Consider the following 16,041-nt stretch of genomic DNA (forward strand, 5'->3'; position numbering starts at 1 on the left):
AAACGGTGATATCGGTTTATATAAGGAAAAGCTCTTCGATTTGCGTCAAAATACCTTACCCTAACCGGTAATATTAGGATGCTTTTCTCGGATAATCACAAAGAATGCCGGAAAAAAAGGTTAAACCGAGCAGTTTTTTATCAATTCTACGGTTTTTCAGGAAGCGAATCAATCCAAGCTTTGATCAAAGCCAAGCCTTCTGAATGCACGCTCACGCGCCCTATTTCCGGCATAGCCGCACCTACCCGATTGGTTCCCATGCGATAGGTCAATATGGACTCGGCGGAGTTTCCGGGCAGGATGTCATACGTAAACGAACCCGCTCCAAAGCCGGCTGCTACCGGTGTTTTGAAAATCCCCAGCTTCATGGGGTCTGTTTCTTCATAGGTCAAAAAAAGTCCTGAGGTGCTGGCCGGCCCCTCCGCCCGATGGCAATGGGCGCAGTTGATGTCCAAATAAGCTCTCGCTCTGGCATCCAATGCCTCCTTTTCATCCTCATAGGCGGCCATTTTGGGAAATGCCTCCAGGGTATCAAATGGAGGAATAAATCCATGCCTTTCCCACATGCGGAGCTGATTTTCGGCCTCTTGCCCACCCTTGCTAAAATTTAGGTACTTGGCCTTCACGCCGATGGGCTGCATTTCTTCACCCACGTTATGGCAGCTCTTGCATTGGGCTTTGTTGGGCACGATGTAGTTGATCACCTGATCATCTCCTGCTTCGTTCGTCCATGTGACGGGAATTTCAGCCCCTACCACCTTATACACCGCATCTGTCTGATCGGCATTCCACACATACGGAAAGGCTTCCCATTTACCCGCCCGCTTAATCAATAGCCGGGTTTCCAACACACGTATCTGCTCGTCCGCCTTTCGGAAGTCCGCCGGATAGTAGAAGTTTTTTACAATGATCGTCCGATCCGGAAATGCTATGGTTCCCTCCGCATCGTCCAACACCCTTGCCTCCGCTCCGGAGGGCATCCATACAAAACGGGATTTATGTGCATAGTCGGTAAACAATGCCGAAACCGGCTCGTAGGAAATCACCCTTTCGGCTGTTTGAAACTCCCTCAGCTTTCCTTCGAACAACCCGTAGTCTGAAAGTTTTGGAAAAGGGATTGCCGTGAAATCCAGCTCTTCCGTATCCAGCATTGGGGCCTCCCAGTCACCATAGAGTATCCGTGTTACATCGTCTACTTCCACGGTGGTCTCCTCCTTGCCACAGGAAGCCAGAAGAACCACCAAAACGAACCCATAAATGAAACGCAATAGCCGCATACCTTATCGATTTGAAAGGGCCTTTACATCGGTTTGAACGCTGAGGGAACAGGAAAAATCAGCATATTCCTTTGACGCAGTGATGTCATCCGCTCCGCGGGAGAGGTCGAAATGACTAAACCTCAAATTTGGCTGCCCTTCCTCCTGAATACAGATTCGCATGGGATTGGACCGCCAATCTGCAGCAAGTTCCTTGTCCCAAAAACCATCGTAAATGATGTCTTGGGTTTTTCCTTTACCGTGAGCATTGTATACACTGATGAGTTGCCCAAATTCCTTGGTTAGGTCGGGGAATTTCCAGGTCCGTTTGTAGTCGTTTCCATGGATATAGATCTCCGAGGTATAAGGTGACCAATTGGGAGCCTCCGTAGGAAACCCGGTGATATGGTAGTTGGCAATGGAAATGCCTACGGTTTTATTTTGGTGAATCCGGTTGCCGAACACCTCGACCTCCTTAGCCGCCAACAAAATCACGCCGGAGCCCGGAGGAATCATGGTGACCGTGTTCCCGTTGGGATTATCTCCCAAAGGTACCGCAAAATTGACGTGGTTGTTCGATACGATATCGTTGTCGTAGATCTTGGTACCCCGGCCTTCCGCTTTGGGCAGTCCGGGCAGGTTGAATACCAAGATTCCGCCGGAGTTATCCCGTGCGGTGTTTCCAAAAACCTCCGCGTTGTCGGAGTTTTCGATTTCAATGCCGGCCACATTGCCAAAGGCCAGGGAGTTTTTCACGATGATATTCTCCGACTGACCTACGTAGATGCCTGCGTCCTTCGAATGGGAAGCGATACACTCATCGATGACCACATTTTTGCATTGGACCGGATAGATGGCATAGGTGCCATTTTTTGATTTATCGCCGTTGGTCCAGGTCACATTTACCCGGCGAAAAGTAATCCCGTCACAGTGCTGGGATTTCACGCCGTCACCCGGCGCATCTTCAATACTTAGGTCCTGTATGGTCACGTTGTCACCTACCAGTTTTACTCCCTCGCCTCCTGTACGGAGATTCCGAAAGGAAAGTACCGTCTCGGCCATACCCGCACCCACGATCCGTACATTTTTCCTTCCCTCTAGGATAAGCTGTGTCTTCAATTCATAAAAACCTGCGGGTATCTCGATGAGCGCGTCGTCCTCTGCCAGTATAAAAGCTTCGATGACTTTCTCCACCTCCTGTTCCGTCGCTCTTCGAAGCTTGCTGGAATCGAAGGTCATCTCGGTGCTGGTGGAATTACAGGCGGAAAAACAAAGGGTGAGTGCAAGCAGAATTATGGGCAAACGGGCAATGGGAGCTATTTTCATACGTGGCTAGGATTTATTGACCCTCAAAACTACTGAAAAAAGAAACTGGCACCATTTGACAAATGTCAAAAAATCACCTGGACCCCCGGATCCGGCTCAAGGTTTCCAAACTGATCCCCAAGTAGGAAGCGATGTGTCCGATGGATGCAGACTGAATGATTTCGGGACTTGTCCGGATCAACTCCTCGTACCGCTCCCGGGCCGATTTGAATTTGGAGAAAATGAAGGCTTCCTCCACACGCACATAATACTCCTCCAATGCCCGCCGATAAACTTCTGCCCAAAAAAGGTCCTGCTGCACCAATCCCATAAGCGCCTCCCGGTAAACCACCCACACCTGGGCATCGGCAATGATTTCCAAGCCTTCGTAGCTGGGCTTTCCGGTAATAAAACTGGCCATGGAAGTGACGAATTCCCCCGGTCGGGTAAAGCTCACGGTGACGTCCTTCCCGTCCCGCAGGTAAAAACTCCTCGCCATCCCCGAATCAAAGAAAAACAGCCGGTCGCAGCATACCCCTGGATCCAATAAACGGCTCCCCTTGGGCCGGTATGCGCTTTCTCCCAGTTCTAAAAACCGGTCAAACTCCGCATCCGGGATAGATCCCATCTGGTGCAATATGGTTTTCAGTTTTTCGATGGTAACTGTTTTTTGTTGACTTCAATTAGGTGACTAATACCAAAGGAACTTAGCGGTTTTCCTTTTTTATTCAATTTAGGATTTTAAAACGATTTTCCGTTCGGGACAAGCGAAAAATCGACTTCGTGCAACACCAACTCGAACCGTCCTAACGTACAGTTCCCAGCCTATTGCCCGAAAGCCCAACCTACCCGTTTACTTCGCGGAAATTTAATTTACCGATATCGGGAACAATTAGCACCATTTATATGTATATACATTAATTATTCCTACATACAATGAACACAGTAATCGAAAACCTACGCTGGCGCTACGCCACCAAGCGAATGAGCGGAAACGAAGTGCCCGCAGATAAATTGGAAACCATCTTGGAAGCAGTCCGGCTGACGGCCACTTCTAACGGATTACAGCCTTTTACACTACTGCTTATCAGTGATTTGGAGGTGCGTAAGAAGATTCAGCAGGCTGCATTTAATCAACCACAAATCGTAGAAGGATCGCATCTACTCGTATTTGCGGCTTGGAAAACCATTTCCGAACAACGCATCCGCACCTACTTTGAGCAGGTATACCGGGAGCGGAACCTACCGGCAGGCAGCTTGGCTAGTTATGAACAGTCATTGATCAACCGTTTTGCTTCCATGTCTGAAAAAGACCAGTTTGAATGGGCGGCACGGCAGGCCTATATCGGGCTGGGCTCGGCGTTGATTGCCGCAGCAGAAGAACGCGTGGACAGCACCCCCATGGAAGGCTTCCATCCCGAGGAGGTAGACAGCATCTTGCAACTGGAAAAACGTGGCCTCGGCAGCGCCACCATGCTGGCGTTGGGCTACCGAGACCAACAGGCCGATCCTATGGTACATGCCCCAAAGGTCAGAAGACCCATGGAGGAACTACTGGTACGCATATAAACCAAGGCATACAAAGTCGACGTACACATTCCGGCCGGGTTGGTACCGGCCGATTTTTTTTCCAAGCTGGGAAGACAAACAGCATCCATCAAAAGCGGTAATTCAAAAATATCCCCGTGTAGGGCTGGAACCGGATACCGTTTTCGCTTATGGTATGCCCAGCGGTTGACTGCAGCTGGTACATGACTCCCTCATCCAGCATTTTTGTGGATTCTTCCGTGGTAATTCGTTGACGTCCGACGGAGCCGACTAGACGGAATTCCGTGCTGAAAAGCAGCCGAGGTGAGATGGAGAACCGGATACCCGAGAGGGGCGACAGGGCCAGCCGGTCCATGTGGTGGTAGTTATCCGTTTTTTCCAAATAGGTAATATCCATGGCCTCGTTCCAGCGCGGCCTTTCATGAAGGATATGCCGGCGGTCCCGGCTGCCTTCCAGTTCCAGCCCATAATACCACTGCCATTTCCTGTGGATGGTTTTTAGCCATTCGTGCCCGATGGCAAGGCCGTATTTTGCCTGTCGGTCCATGTCCTTGACGTTAAATTCAACCTTATTGGATTTGTATAAATTGCCGTAGACCCTTACCCTTAGCATCCGATTGGCTTTTATTTTTCGCTTCAGCATGACCTCCAGGGGAGACCTACCGCTTTGATCCATCCACCTGTCAAAGGCAAAATAGGTATTGATCCCCAGTTCATAGTTACCCAAGGTGTCAGGAAGGGCAATGGGGGCTACAACCTGCTCGGGAGTACTTTGGGAAAACACCTTGATACAACCCAAAAAGGCAAAAAGCGTGATGATTATCGTTGGTTTCATATGTTTTTGTCAAAACAGAGATCAAGTTGGGATTGTTGCTTATTGCGACAATCCCAACCAAATTCAATTACTCTACTAATAGTTGTCTTTTAAGTAACCGCAACAAAGCGTTTTTATTAGTATAGCTTTTTCATAGTTATATAATTATATTAACAAAAATTCCCGAATAAGGCTGGAAGTTAAAGATCCAACTTTTTATATCAGCTCTGCCATACCCTGTGGAACTGAAATCATTTGGATTTTCAAATGGTGCTTGAAATCCATTAGCTCTTAATTTGGCTTCTTTATAAAGTATTTCCAGCCGCATTTCAAAGGAAACAAATAGATCGGAGAATGGTCTAAACGTAAAACCCGTAACAGGAAGAATTCCAATCGTATGGACCTTTTCAACATCCAATCTTTTTAAAAAAAAATCCCCATGAGATGCATGAAAAATAGAGTTTCTTGTGTTATTATTTCTATTCCGTCCCAGTTCCAGTTCCCCTCCATAATAATGGCCGAATCGGTTACCAAGAGGCAGGTGCCACTCGTACCCCAACGCCAAGCCCAACTGGGATTGATGGGTTTTCCGCCTTTCCTGATCGTCATTTCTTTCAGTATTGGCCACTAGGCCTTTTAGCCGGACCCGGAAAGCCTGATTGTCCTTTGCCCCTTTCCTTAACAAAATTTCCATCGGGGTAAATGTACTTTGATCGAACAATCCCTCTACCGCAAGCTGAGAATTGATCCCCAGACTATACACATTCTTATCTAGAAAAATCCTGCCTGCACGAATCGTGTCACCTCCCTGACCAAAACCTAAACCATAGAAACCTGTAAAAAAAACAACCATTAAAAAGCACCTCATCATTTCCTTTTTTTTAGAAAAGTAGATGAATGAAAATTGTTTTCCTAATCAATTAATATAATTATTTTTATAAATATTTTTATTGTATTTTAATAATAGACCTCTTTTAAATTTACAATGATTCAAATAATATTATTTATAATTTACTTATATTAATTTGTATTGTAATTTTATATAATTTTAATATTTATGTATGTTAAATTAAAATATTTTGTTAGACTGACTTCGTTTTATTTGTAAAAATCCTCGAAGGCATTGATCAATGGAAACTGGGGTAAGGACGAAAAATCAACGTATTTTGGTGTAAATCCCATTCCAAAAAAGGAAGGAAAAACAACTTGGTTCAGATTCGGGATAAAAACTGAAAAATAGGTTACCCGCATAGCATTCACAAATTACCTAAAAGGACTTTAATTAGTTGCCGGATCTTTGGTAAGCCTGCCCGTTCATTATTAACCCAGACCGATCTCGATATTACTGGTCTTTGTCTACCAAGAAGTTCTTTAGTAAGCCATTGCAAATGGCATAACAAGGATTGCGAATGCAAATGGGTTAAGGAATTACAGGGTTTAATCCATTCATCACCAAGTCGGAGGACTCTGCTATTTTACCCGCTTTTTCCATCTTCTGGGATGCTGATTTGTGTTGAAAACCGATACCACATCAATATCATTTCCTTTGACGACATACAAAATCAAGTGAGGAAAACGGTCTACAACAAAAGCCCTGACTTTCTTTTTGTAACGAATTCGATAAGTTGTCGGATGGGAGATTATGGCTTGCCCCGCCGCATCAAGTGCATCTAAAAAATCTTCGCCCAGACCTTCCTTTTGCTTTTCATACCAAAGATAGGAGTCATAAACATCCGATTCCGCCTCCTCGGATAACCGGTAGTTATAGGGCATCTTTTGCGCGATTTCTCACCCTCTTCTTTACATTGTCCCATGGGGAAAACTCCATTTCCCCATTTTCATATTTTTCAAGCCTGCCGTCCAGTTCCTTCTGCTGGTCCGCACTTAATTCAAAAGAACTTTCCTGTTCCTCTTTCAGTCCCTGAAGTTTTTTAAGGACAGATTTGTCCTGAAGCTCGGTAAGCCAGTGGATAAGGTCGATTTTAACAGATTGTACGTCCATACCAATCAAAATTTTGCGATCTAAAGTTAACGATTTATTTATGTAATTGATTCACCTAAGCGGATGGTGTTTCTATACCGTCGCTTTCAGTTCCTCCAAACCCGTCTGGGTGCAGTTTGCCCTACCTTCTTCCCGAACCAAGCCTTCCTTTCTATCTTTTCCAATTTACAATTAGAAAAGGACGTGATTACGAATAATCCACGGCCATCAAACCACCCAATCCCGCATTATATCCACTGCGCTTGAACACGAATAGTTTACCATAGCTAAAAATGGTTAATCCGTCTAGAAATCACAAATTAAACAAAAGGATTGTGATTAGTTAACGAATGTTTGGTCAGCATGTCTTTTCATTTTCAATTTCGACCAATCTCGATTTTACTGGTCATTGTATACTAAGACGTTGCTTAGTAAGCCATGGCAAATGGCATAACAAGGATTACGAATGCAAATGGGTGTAGGAATCGCAGGGTGCAGCCAATTCTACACCCTGTATGAGGGCTTCATTCCCGAGGAGACATACCGTATCTTGTAACTGGGAAAACATGGCCTCGGCAGCGCGAATATGCTGGCGTTGGGCTACCGAGACCAAAAGACCGACCCCATGGTACATGCCAAAAAACCACGAAGATCAATGGAGGGGTTGACTATCCGAACCTGGCGTTTCTACAGGTCCCTTTCGATCTGGCAACAGACTAATATATCGATCAAAGCGACAATCCTCCTAGTCAGCCAGGTTGAACACCGCAAAAACCGGCCTATGATCTGATGCATAACTTTCATTCACCACCTGATGGCTGGCCACGGAAAACTGACCTAGGGGATCGAAATAGGTAATGTAATCAATCAACCTATTCGGGCTAATGGCCGGAAAGGTCGGCGGGCAGGCCGTACAGGTGTTAGTGAACTTAGAAAAAAGCAGCTGAACTTCCTCGGAATCAATACCGGCATTGAAGTCCCCGGTTAAGATAAACGGCAGGGATTCGGACTGACTGATCTCGACAATCCTTTCTGCCTGCAAAATCCGACTGCTTGGATTGGATTGGGCGTCTAGGTGGGTATTGCCAAACCGAAACTCCCTTCCATCCGGCAGCGTTACCTTAACGGTTGCAAGAATTCTGGCTTCACCGCCCAACTGAGGATCCATTGGAAGCCTATGTGCCGTACTCTCAGAGATGGGAAAGCGCGACAAAATCAACAAACCATATTCTCCCCCCTGATAGTCAATGGCCTTGGCAAAAAAATACCGCATGCGTAACCGATCGGCCAACTCCTGCGCCAAATTCCTATTTCCGGACCTTCGCGTATTCACATCAACTTCCTGTAATGCAACCACATCCGGCCTTAGGCCATTTATAACCTCTACAACTGGCTCAATATCAATGACGGATGCAGGCTGGGATGGCGGATTGAAATACCTCACGTTAAAATTCAGCACATGCAACTTTTCAACGGATGTAATTTCCTCCTCGATTTCCGTAATACCTTCATCGTCTATACCATTGCATCCAAGGATGCAGCCAAAGCAAACAAACCACGCAACAAACCTCGATTTTATAAATCGTCCTATTTTTAAATCCATGGAGCTATTGAGGTAAAACTTCCAATTCGGCATACACGGGAAGGTGATCCGATGCATAGGTCTCATCTACCACCTCGTGGCGTAGCACCTTGAAATAATCGGCGGGAGTGAATGCTATAAAGTCAATTGCCCTGGTTGGGTTGATGACAGGAATGGTTGGCGCGCAGTCTTCACAGGTTCGTTGAAAAGTTTTGTCCAAAGCCTTGATGGACTCACTCTCAGGCTTGGCATTGAAATCGCCCGCAATTACAAATGGAAGCGTTAGGGATTCCGCATATCGCTGGATCGCTGCCACCTGCATCAATCGATTGGACTCATGCCTTACCTCCAAGTGAGTGGTACCAAAGACGAATCGAAAACCATTTGCCATTTCTACCGTGGCTACGGCCAATACACGCGGTTCAGATTTTGTTTCGGGGTCAGCCGGCAGCTTAATGGTTTCCATTCCTGATAGTTCATGCTTCGACAATATGGCAACACCATAGTCTCCCCCATCGTGGTCGATCGCCTTTCCAAAATAGTAATACTTCATCCCCGACTTCTCAGCCAGGATTCTGGCTTGGTCAATGTTGCCGGAGCGGTTTATGTTCACATCCACCTCTTGTAAGGCCACCACATCTGGATCGTGATCGGTAATTACGTTGGCAATGGCATCCATATCAATGAATCCAGCACCTTTGCTAGGCGGGTTCGCATGATGAATATTATAGCACAATACGGTTAATTTCTCATTCCTTTTGGAAACAGTGTCTGCCCCCTCTTCCATTCCACCTATCAAAAAGGCTCCCAGGAGTGTCAAGAAGTTTGTGATCAGATACATCATAACGGTAAATTTTATAATTGGAAATGGGTAAAACAAAAACATGTCGCCTAGGACGTACCTGAGCGACATGTTGCACGCTCATTTATCAATTGGCTTTCGCCGTACTTTTCAAATTCCTTCCTTTCATGGGCCAGTAGGAATTAGCGGGACCACTATCTTCGACTGCAATTTTATACAACCTGATATTGGTCTCATCCCTTCCTTCGACGTATACCGTACCATCCTCGGTGATCACAGGTGAATTTACCGCCCCTGTACCAAGTTGAAACTCCCTAGCCAAAATCCCTTGGGGGTTTACAACGGCCAATTTTCCGTCTGCGGTTCCTATGTAGATATTCCCTTCGATGTCCACGGCGGGAACACTCTCCAAAGTCTGAAGCGCATAGGTCCATTTGACTTCTCCGTTTGCCGGATTGATACAAACCAACCCTCCGCTTGATCCGGAATATAGGTCGCCATTCTCCCCTATCACCACGCCAGACTGCGCGGCTCCGGTTATGTCTGCTGCCCACTTGATGGCGCCTGTACTTCCATTATCTTCGACAGCCACGATATGTGCATTGGTCGTGTAGTAAATAGTACCACTCTCGTCCATAGAAAGCGAGGACCCGTGCGTACCGCTTCCGGGACCGATGGGAGAATCCCATTTTTGTGTGCCGTCTTCGGTATTGACAGCCCAAATTCGGCCTTCGGATGTATTTAAAAAATACACGGTAGCACCATCTTTGCTGATAACCGGAGCTGCATAAAATGCCCCAACTCCGGTAATCTCCCATCGCTTCTCGCCATCAGGCGTCCAAGAATAGGCCCCTCCATTGACTCCTTGTTGGCGGGACCCATGGTATACGTTGCCCTCATCGTCAACGGCGGGTGTATTGTTTGACACTCCAGTACCTACCGATCCGCTCCATAGGATCTCCCCATTGGTTGCATCCACCTTCGCAATGGAACGATTAGCTGCCCACGTGTTGATATACAGGTTTCCGTCATGGCCTATAGATGGCGCATTCGACACCTGATTACCCAATACGGTAGCCCATTTAATGCTGGCAGATGATCCGTTGTCTATTACGGCCACGATGGAGGATTGCGCCGCTGCATTCCCTTCAATGTAATATATCGTACCATCATCTCCGATAGCGGGCCTATTTGACCCTTCGTTGATGTTGCTTACAGCTGTCCCGTTGGTAATGCTCCAAACAAGCTCTCCGATAAACTCCTTTGGAGGTGCTACTACACTAATCGTTTTTGAGATGCTGTAGGTTTCTCCCGCGACATTTGTCACTGTCAACACCACGTCAAATTCGCCCGCTGACGGAAAGGTGTAATAAGGATTCCGCTTTGTGGCAGTTGCACCGGTCCCATCATTAAACTCCCAATGCCATGACACAATCTGCCCCGATTCTTGGATCGGATCGGCATACAAGAGCACCTCTTGGCCTTCGACTGGTAGCTCAGGAGTTATGTTAAATTCAGCCCTGGGAGGATTTACGTTTGCAAACTCATCCTCAGAGCATGCCCACGCCAACGATCCTGCCAGGATCATAATCGCAAGAAATTGTATATTTTTCATTTTGTATTTCGTTTTGTTTACGCTTCAGGTATTGGTTTGAATGTACCCTCGAAAAAATCCCGCTTACCAGCCTGGGTTTTGACCCAACCCTGGAAATCGCTCCAATTGCGGGAGTGGAATAGGCCAAAGCAAATTACGGGGCTCAACAAATGTTCGTCCACTGTAAGCGACAATGTAGCCTTCGCTATCCTCAGCAAAATTAGCGACATGCGAAGGGTTCGTAGCCCAGGCCTTTTTCATACCTTTCACATCGTCAGCCAGTTTGGATCCATCTCTCCACCTCAAAATATCGAAATACCGCTGCCCCTCTAGCGCCAATTCTATCCGCCTCTCTCTCCTGATTTCCTCTCTTACATCCAGCCCGTTTGCAGCCAATTCGTCGAGTCTCATCGGAGTCATGCCTACCCTTTCGCGAAGGAGGTTGATCGACATGTCCAAATCCTCCTGTGTGAGCTTTCCTTGCTCCATTCTGGCCTCGGCATAGGTGAGTAACACCTCGGCATAGCGGATCAAGTGGATATCATTATGATCTCTACCCACCAAACCAATGGTTGAGATTTCTGCGTACTTGGTGAAATAATACCCCGTTATGGTGACAGCCCCTCTACGATCGTTGTTAAACTTTGGCTCCACAAATATGCTTGGATCGTTATTGTCGACCCGTCCATCAAACCTTCCACCCCATGCGGAGCCAGGTGAAAGAATGGTCTGAGTCATCCTAGGATCGCGGTTTTCAAAAACATCGTTGTAACCGTCCTCTTTGTATAGTGGAGACTTATCGATGGGTAGGCCGTCGACCATTAAATAGGAATCCACCAGTGATTTAGTGGGGTTCCAGCGGATAACTTGGTCAGGAACCTGAATTTCCCTTGATAGGTTGTGCAGCACAAGGTCTGGCAAATGCAGTCTGCCTATGATTGTTTCTTTGTTCAGTCCGTTTGCCTGTCGTCCAGTATAGGTAAACAATTCGTAGTAATTCCTGGAAGGATCTCCTACATTGAACAACTCATACACACCCAAATCCATCACTTGCTTCGCAGCCTCCTCAGCCACATCGTAAAACCCATTATACAGAGCAATACGTGCCTTCAACGCCAATGCAGAACCTTTGCTCATTCTTCCCAACTGGGCACCCGTACGGATAGCGGATGGCAGGCTAGCCGCGGCGCGGTCGAGATCCTCCAATATAAAACTGACCACCTCATCTTTTGGCGATCGGGGCACAAATACTTCATCTACCGTCAACGTGGTGGTGACAAGAGGCACGTCTCCAAAGAAGCTAGTCAAGAAGAGGTAACCCAAAGCCCTAATTACTCTAGCTTCACCGGCAAGTGACTCTCTTCTTTCCGGGTCCATATCCGCACGTTCGTAATTTTCCAAAAAAGCGTTAGCCTGGCGTATAGCGCGAAACTGCGTAGTCCATTCGGTGTTCAAAGTCCCCAAATCATTTGCGAAGTTTCCCGATCCTATTTGTTGGTAGGCAGTGGTAGACGGCCAAAGCGTATTGTCACCCATGTTTTCCATATCCACGGTGTTCTTCGCCTTCACATTTCCATACAGGCCATTTAGAGCCAAAACCAATTGCTCTTCACTTTCCCAGAAAGTTTCATTCGTTACCACGTCCAATGGTGCTACATCCAAAAAACCATCATCACAGGATGTAACGCTAAGTACGCTTAATATCAATCCAATTTTTATGTACGTGTTCATTTGATGTCTTATTTAAAGTTCATATTCAAACCCACTACAAAAGTCTTCACTTGCGGATAGAAATTTGCTCCTCCCACAGGAGACTCCGGATCATATCCATAGAAAAAATTACTGAAGGTTAGCAGGTTATCGGCTGACGCATACACTCTAAGCCTCGAAACCCTCGCTCTTTCTGTCAACACAGCAGGAATGGTGTAACCAACCTGAATATTCTTCAGTCTGAGGTAAGCTGCATCTTCTAGCCAATAAGTGGATAAGCGCTGGTTAAAGGTTTGCTGGAATGCCAGTCTCGGATAGCTGGCATCTGTATTTTCGGGCGTCCAGCGATCCAGGTGCTCAGGCCTAGGCATGGTGCTCTGATCGATAAATGCATGCCTTGCGTTTCCTGTAAGGTATCCGTCCGCCTTGCCAACTCCCTGTAGGAAGAAACTAAAGTCAAACCCATTCCATGAAGCATTGCCTCGAAGGCCGAAAGTATACCTAGGGATGTGGCTGCCGATTACCTGACGATCTTCGTCGAGACTGATGACGCCGTCGCCGTTCAGGTCCTTGTATATGATGTCACCGGGAGCTACCAAGTCACCAACTGGAACCGGGAAATCCGGCACAAATCTACCTAGCTCTGGATCGTATCGGAAATCATCTTCCTGGGCGATTCGCTCAGCAACAAGACCGTAAAAAGCATCTAGCGGCTGCCCCACCATTCGGACCCTATCCCCGATGGTCGGAGGAGTACCTGCCAAATCTGTTACACGATTTCTAACGTCGAACATGTTAAAATTCAACCCGTACTTAACGGAACCGATCTGGTCACGCCAGCCCACTTGCATTTCCCATCCCCTGTTTTCGACCTTCCCAGCGTTTTGGGTAGGGTAAGGAGCGCCAAACACATCCGGCAATGGCAGCGTAAGCAGCAAATTATCCGATTCATTGATAAAATAGTCAGCCGTAACATCCAGCCTATTGTTCATAAATGCCAGATCTATCCCAATATTTCGCTTGATAGCCGTTTCCCACCTTAGCAGACGGTTTGCAACCACCGTTTGACGGTAACCGATGGTATTCGTATTGCCAATAGGCATGGTAGCCACAGGCCCCAGGATATCCATAAACGCGTAGTCTCCAATCCGGTCATTTCCCTGTGTACCATAGGAGGCCCGAATCTTGCCAAACTCCAGCTTGCTACGAAGCCCCTCGAAAAAACTCTCCTCTGAAAACACCCATCCTAGTGAGGCCGCTTTGAACAATTCCCAGCGTTGCTCCGCCGAAAAACGACTTGACCCATCGTAGCGGAAAGTTACCTCGGCCAAATACTTGTCTTGAAAGGTATAGTTTGCCCTTCCGAAAAAGGATCTTAACGCCCATTGCGTAGCACTTCCACTATTAAGCTGGTTCTCCGTCCCCAGGTTTATATGCCCCACTACCTGAGATGCCAGATTGGTTCGGGATGCCTGAAAGTTGTCCGTCATTCCCTGCTCTTGGGAAACTCCCAACATGGCCTTCACATCGTGCTTGCCGCCCAGTAACTTATCATATTCCAACGTGCCTATAAAAGACTGGTCAAGGCCGGTATAGTCCCGCGTATCTATGGTATTTGGAAAGCCTGTCCGATAGATAAGTGAACCGTCCTCTGGACTGAAATAGTTGATCGTTTTGGTGAAAATGGTACGCTTGGAATTGGACCTGAACATACCATACTGACCTCTGGCGGTCAGACCGTCTACAAGTGTAAAAACCGCATTCAAGTTGCCTGTAAATTCCTGTGAGGCGAAATCGTTTGTACCTCCATCGGTAGCAACCGCCAGCGGGTTTGATTGTCCACCAATATATCCCCAAGTTCCGGTCGTAAATCTAACCGGCACAAGCGGAATGATGGAGTGGGCCATACCTATCGGACTGGTACCCGCCGCTGCTCCGGTGTAGGTTCTTTCTATATAACCGATATTTGCTGTGATCTCTAGCCGATCGGTCACTTTTGCATTAAACTTGGTTCTTAAATTGTGTCGACCGGCACTGAAATTATCTCCGGCGATTAGCCCACCTTCCTTCAGGTGCGCATAGGACACAAAATAATTAAAATCGCTATCCCCGCCGTTTAGACTGAACGAGTGATTTTGTTGGGGAGCGCTTCGCTTGTAGATTTCGTTAATCCAATTTGTATTTGCATAGTAATTGGGATCCGATCCGCTACGGGCAATGTCGATTTCCTCCTGAGTATACGTTGGATTTCTTCCTACATTGGTAAGTGACTCATTCAAAAGCGTCATGTAGTCTGGCGATCCAAGAAATTCAGGCAGCGCAGTTGGCGTTTGCCAACCTAAATAGTTGGTATATTGAACGGTAGGCCTTGAATTCGTACCCTTCTTTGTGGTAATTACTATCACACCATTGGCGCCGCGGACGCCGTATATGGATGAAGAAGCCGCATCCTTAAGCACTGAAATCGACTCTATATCATCCGGGTTGAGGATATTTAAGTTTCCTCCCGGTACACCATCAATCACCACCAAAGGAGTGGCATTTCCCCAGGTGCCGATGCCTCGGATGCGAATTGAACCAGCATTTTGACCTGGAGGGCCTGACGCACCGGTTATTGTAACTCCGGGCATGGTACCTTGGATACCGGCATTGATATTGGTAATGGGGCGACTATCAAACACCTCAGAACCTACTTGGCTTACAGCACCTGTGAGGGTGGCCTTCTTCTGGGTGCCATAACCTACCACTACTACCTCTCCCAACGTGCCCAAATCTTCATCAAGCTCAACATTTACGACAATCCTGCCGGCCACTTCCACTTCTTTCGATCTAAATCCAACGTAGCTAAAGACCAAAACGGCGGTAGTTTCTACATCGTCCAACATAAATGCGCCGTCTATGTCCGTCACTGTGCCTCTTGTGGTACCCTTTACCAAAACGGCCACACCGACCAACGCCTCCCCTTCGGCATCCGTGACCTTACCTCGGATCGGTTCGGCTTCTGCGCGCGCCACGACTACGGAGTTTTCTCTCCCGGCATTCACATATACATCGATGTTGTGATTAATCTGCCGGAAAGATAGGTTACTTTGAGATGCAGCAGCTTTTAGCAACTCCTCAACCGTTCCCCTTGAATCTGTGAAACTAAGACGGCGTTTGGAGTTAACCCTTTCGGTGTCATAGGTGAATCTAAAGGGACTACGCTGCTGTATGGCTTGGAAAAATTCACCGACGGTCAATTCGTTACCCGGTAGGTTTATAGAAACCTCATCAATAGCCTTGTACTGGCCATTTGCATCTACGGCAAACCCAAAATTGAGAAATGCCAGCTGCAAAATGAACACATAAAGGAAACATTTTGAACACATAATAAATGCGTTAAGTATTGTTTTTTTCATACATTTAGGTGGTTTTGTGGATCTCGAAATTCATTAAACCCAGCGATCCGG

13 protein-coding genes are annotated in these 16,041 nt (G+C 46.9%); 1 reads left to right on the forward strand and 12 read right to left on the reverse strand.

Going from position 1 to position 16,041, the window contains the following annotated elements; genetic code table 11:
* Positions 1-146: 146 nt before the first annotated feature.
* The 3 genes from JJU34_RS16900 to JJU34_RS16910 all read right to left on the reverse strand — a co-directional run bounded on the left by JJU34_RS16900 (position 147) and on the right by JJU34_RS16910 (position 3,189).
* A complete protein-coding gene (locus tag JJU34_RS16900) occupies positions 147-1,277 on the reverse strand; it encodes an SO2930 family diheme c-type cytochrome (RefSeq protein WP_228693586.1) in 1,131 nt (376 codons plus the stop codon).
* A 3-nt stretch (positions 1,278-1,280) separates the two neighbouring features.
* A complete protein-coding gene (locus JJU34_RS16905) occupies positions 1,281-2,582 on the reverse strand; it encodes a parallel beta-helix domain-containing protein (protein ID WP_228693587.1) in 1,302 nt (433 codons plus the stop codon).
* Between the two features lie 73 nt (positions 2,583-2,655).
* Positions 2,656-3,189 carry a Crp/Fnr family transcriptional regulator gene (locus JJU34_RS16910; RefSeq protein WP_228693588.1) on the reverse strand — a complete coding sequence of 178 codons (534 nt, stop codon included), beginning with the start codon at positions 3,187-3,189 and terminating at the stop codon, positions 2,656-2,658.
* A gap of 308 nt (positions 3,190-3,497) precedes the next feature.
* Here JJU34_RS16910 and JJU34_RS16915 point away from each other — a divergent pair, with 308 nt between their 5' ends.
* Positions 3,498-4,130 (forward strand): NAD(P)H-dependent oxidoreductase, encoded by a 633-nt coding sequence (locus JJU34_RS16915; RefSeq protein WP_228693589.1) that lies wholly within the window; start codon positions 3,498-3,500, stop codon positions 4,128-4,130.
* 88 nt (positions 4,131-4,218) lie between these two features.
* On the opposite strand, the gene JJU34_RS16920 is transcribed toward JJU34_RS16915, so the two are convergent.
* The 9 genes from JJU34_RS16920 to JJU34_RS16960 form a co-directional block, all read right to left on the reverse strand.
* On the reverse strand, positions 4,219-4,944 hold the full coding sequence (locus JJU34_RS16920; RefSeq protein WP_228693590.1) for a hypothetical protein: 726 nt from the start codon (positions 4,942-4,944) through the stop codon (positions 4,219-4,221).
* A 136-nt stretch (positions 4,945-5,080) separates the two neighbouring features.
* The gene (locus tag JJU34_RS16925; protein ID WP_228693591.1) at positions 5,081-5,794 is read right to left on the reverse strand and encodes a hypothetical protein; all 714 of its coding nucleotides are present in this window, start codon (positions 5,792-5,794) and stop codon (positions 5,081-5,083) included.
* Positions 5,795-6,393: 599 nt separating this feature from the next.
* The gene (locus JJU34_RS16930) at positions 6,394-6,696 is read right to left on the reverse strand and encodes a type II toxin-antitoxin system RelE/ParE family toxin (RefSeq protein WP_228693592.1); all 303 of its coding nucleotides are present in this window, start codon (positions 6,694-6,696) and stop codon (positions 6,394-6,396) included.
* Entirely contained in the window at positions 6,686-6,925 is a 240-nt protein-coding gene (locus JJU34_RS16935; protein WP_228693593.1) for an addiction module protein, read from the reverse strand. Before JJU34_RS16935 ends, JJU34_RS16930 begins: the two co-directional genes overlap by 11 nt.
* A gap of 724 nt (positions 6,926-7,649) precedes the next feature.
* Entirely contained in the window at positions 7,650-8,507 is an 858-nt protein-coding gene (locus tag JJU34_RS16940) for an endonuclease/exonuclease/phosphatase family protein (protein ID WP_228693594.1), read from the reverse strand.
* Positions 8,508-8,511: 4 nt separating this feature from the next.
* Positions 8,512-9,330 carry an endonuclease/exonuclease/phosphatase family protein gene (locus JJU34_RS16945; RefSeq protein ID WP_228693595.1) on the reverse strand — a complete coding sequence of 273 codons (819 nt, stop codon included), beginning with the start codon at positions 9,328-9,330 and terminating at the stop codon, positions 8,512-8,514.
* Between the two features lie 85 nt (positions 9,331-9,415).
* On the reverse strand, positions 9,416-10,903 hold the full coding sequence (locus JJU34_RS16950) for a PQQ-binding-like beta-propeller repeat protein (RefSeq protein ID WP_228693596.1): 1,488 nt from the start codon (positions 10,901-10,903) through the stop codon (positions 9,416-9,418).
* Positions 10,904-10,966: 63 nt separating this feature from the next.
* Positions 10,967-12,613 carry a RagB/SusD family nutrient uptake outer membrane protein gene (locus tag JJU34_RS16955; protein ID WP_228693597.1) on the reverse strand — a complete coding sequence of 549 codons (1,647 nt, stop codon included), beginning with the start codon at positions 12,611-12,613 and terminating at the stop codon, positions 10,967-10,969.
* Positions 12,614-12,621: 8 nt separating this feature from the next.
* Positions 12,622-15,990: a TonB-dependent receptor gene (locus tag JJU34_RS16960; protein ID WP_228693598.1), complete on the reverse strand. Its 3,369-nt coding sequence runs from the start codon at positions 15,988-15,990 to the stop codon at positions 12,622-12,624.
* Between the last annotated feature and the right edge of the window lie 51 nt (positions 15,991-16,041).

The sequence above is a fragment of the Lunatimonas sp. genome (genome assembly GCF_020832325.1).
Lineage (GTDB): Bacteria > Bacteroidota > Bacteroidia > Cytophagales > Cyclobacteriaceae > Lunatimonas.